Here is a 2958-nt window from a genome sequence, read left to right on the forward strand (position 1 = left end):
CCAAGCCGTGGCAGAAGCGCGAGGGCGGCTCCGATCGTCCGGAGCGCGGTTCGCGTCCGTTCCGCGACGGTCCGCGCAATTTCGACAAGCCGCGTTACGACAGGTCGCGCGACGACCGCGGCGGCGACGAACGTCCGCGGTTCTCCCGGTCCCGCGACGATCGTGAGCAGGGCGATCGTCCGAAGTTCAGCCGGCCGCGCTGGGATCGCAAGGGCGACTCCGGGGATCGCAATGAGGAAGATGGCGGCCGCGAGCGCCGTCGTCGCGAGCGTCCCGAAGGCCGCACCGACTGGCAGGAGCATCCGCGCAGCGAGGGCCGTTTCGGCGATCGGCCGCGCCGCGACAATGAGGACGACAGCAAGGTGTTTGCGAAGCGCCCGGCCTTCGGCGGCCGCGGCGCCTATCGCGAGCGCTCCACCGACGATCGCCGCGAGCGTCCCGAGCCGAAGCCGAAGAAGTCAGGCGAGCGGATCGCCAAGGTGCTGGCGCGCGCCGGTCTCGCCTCGCGCCGCGATGCCGAGGAGATCGTCACGCAGGGCCGCGTCACCGTCAACGGACGCGTGATCAACTCGCCGGCGCTCGATATCACCGACAATGATGTCGTGGCGGTCGACGGCAAGCCGTTGCCGCCGCGCGAGCGGACCCGGCTGTTCATGTATCACAAGCCGCGCGGGCTGATGACGACGCATGCCGATCCCGAGGGGCGGCCGACAGTGTTCGACAATCTGCCGGAGGGCCTGCCGCGGCTGATCTCGATCGGCCGGCTCGATTTCAACACCGAAGGGCTGTTGCTGCTGACCAATGATGGCGGGCTGGCGCGGACGCTGGAGCATCCCGACACCGGATGGCTGCGTCGCTACCGCGTGCGCGCGCATGGCGAGGTCACGCAGGCTCAGCTCGACCAGCTCAAGGACGGCGTCGAGGTCGACGGCGTCAAATATGGGCCCATCGAGGCGACGCTGGAGCGCGACCAGAGCTCCAACGTCTGGGTGGTGTTCGCGATCCGCGAGGGCAAGAACCGCGAGGTCCGCAACGTGATGGCGCATCTCGGGCTCGAGGTGAACCGGCTGATCCGGATCTCCTACGGCCCGTTCCAGCTCGGCGAGCTCGAGGAGGGCAAGGTCGAGGAGGTCAAGACGCGGGTGCTGCGCGAGCAGCTCGGCGAGAAGGTCGCCAAGATCGCAGGCGCGGACTTCACACGGCCTGAGCAGCGTGACGCCGGCGACGCGCCGCCCAGAAAGCCGGCTGCGAAGCGGGCGGTGATCAACGATCGCAAGGGCCGCCGCGTGCTGGTGCAGCGTACCGGCAGCGAGGAAGCCCGCGCCCGCAACGAGGACGAGGCCAATGGCTACGGCCCGCCGCGCCGCCCCAGGCGCGGCTATCACGGCAAGCGCGATCTCAAGCCGCAGGACGAGTAACGGTCGATGCGTGTCGTCGGGGGCAGGCTGAAGGGCCGCAATCTCGCTTCGCCCTCGGGCCGCGAGATCCGTCCGACCGCGGACCGCCTGCGCGAGTCCGTGTTCAACATCCTGATCCACGCTTACGACAATCCGATCGAGGACGCCCGCGTGCTCGATCTGTTTGCCGGCACCGGCGCGCTCGGTATCGAGGCCGCCTCGCGCGGCGCAAGGTTCACGCTGTTCGTCGACAATGGCGCCGAGGCGCGGGCGCTGCTGCGCAACAACGTCGAATCGCTCGGCCTTGGCGGGACCACCAAGGTCTATCGCCGCGATGCCACCGATCTCGGACCGGCGCATCCGGTCGAGCCGTTCTCTTTGGTGTTTCTCGATCCGCCCTATGGCAAGGGGCTTGCCGAGAGGGCACTCGCCTCGCTGCGCGACGGCGGTTGGCTGACGCCGGGCGCGTTGCTCGTGGTGGAAGAGGCAAAGGCCGCTGCATTCGCGGCGCCCGAAGGCTTCGAGGAGCTCGCGCGGCGGGCGTATGACGATACGGAATTCGTGTTCCTGCGATCAGCCGCCGCAATCTAATCTGTCGTCCCTGCGAAGGGACCCATAACCCCCGCGGCCGATCGTCGACTGGGCTATGGCCCCGGCTGAAATCAACATCACTATCGGTGGTTATGGGTCGCGCTTCGCTTGCCCGGGACGACGGAAGGCACGGAATTCGTCTTTCTTCGCGAAAAAGTGTAGGCGAACCAGCGTCGCTCGACCTTATGTTGGGTTCCGGACTGAGCCTGTGATCGGGCTGCGCGACGCGCAGACCCGTTGGGCTAATCCACCACACGTCGCGTTCGGGGGCGAACCATGGCCGATACTCTTGCCGAGCTCGCGGGTCAGCTGGAAAAGCGTGTCAAGGACCTGCGCGGCGGGCGCGATGACGCGGCGCTGCTTGCGGCTGCGCGCGATGCTGTCGATCAGATCGAGCGCCGTCGCGGCGTGCTGGATGGCGACACGCACGAAGCGCTCCAGATGGTTCAGCGGATGACGTTCAATGCCGCGGCCGATTGCTGGCCGGGCTGGAGCGTTTCGGACAAGCCGATCAGGCCAGATATTCTGCTGGCGGCGCGCGACCTCGCAGAGCGTTCGCTGGACCTTGTGCAGGAGCTGGGGGTCGGACCGTTGCGGCTGGGAACGAGCGCCTGGCTGGTGGGTGCCTTCGATCTGGCGCTAGGTCGACATCTCGAGGCGATCGACATCTTTCGTGGTGCGCGCCAGAACTATGTCGACGCGAGCGCCCCCGGCCTGGTGCTTCTGACGGACGGCTATGTCGCGATCGCGCGGCAATTGGCCGGGGATCAGGCCGGCGGTGAAGAGCTCGATCAAGTCTGCAAGCGGATCGCGGCCGGCGGTTTCGAGGACGGCGACGAATGGATTGCGCAGTTGCGCACGGCGCTGGACGTTTTCACTCGCCAGAATTCGTAGGCCCTGTCGTCCCTGCGAAAGCAGGGACCCATAACCACCAAAGTGCATTGTGAAGGCACGCTAGAGCGTGATGAGA

At 67.3% G+C, this 2958-nt stretch carries 3 protein-coding genes; all 3 read left to right on the forward strand.

All coding sequences use genetic code 11. From position 1 onward, the window contains the following. Positions 1-1418 (forward strand): pseudouridine synthase (locus tag H8A92_RS40100; protein ID WP_229200756.1); only part of this gene is annotated, 1418 nt, incomplete at its 5' end. 6 nt (positions 1419-1424) lie between these two features. Continuing rightward, positions 1425-1988: a 16S rRNA (guanine(966)-N(2))-methyltransferase RsmD gene (gene rsmD, locus H8A92_RS40105; RefSeq protein ID WP_229200757.1), complete on the forward strand. Its 564-nt coding sequence runs from the start codon at positions 1425-1427 to the stop codon at positions 1986-1988. Between the two features lie 276 nt (positions 1989-2264). Further along, complete coding sequence (locus H8A92_RS40110; protein WP_229200758.1) at positions 2265-2882, forward strand: hypothetical protein; 618 nt, start codon at positions 2265-2267, stop codon at positions 2880-2882. Positions 2883-2958: the final 76 nt, after the last annotated feature.

This window comes from Bradyrhizobium acaciae (genome assembly GCF_020889785.1).
In the GTDB taxonomy this organism is placed as follows: Bacteria; Pseudomonadota; Alphaproteobacteria; order Rhizobiales; family Xanthobacteraceae; genus Bradyrhizobium; species Bradyrhizobium acaciae.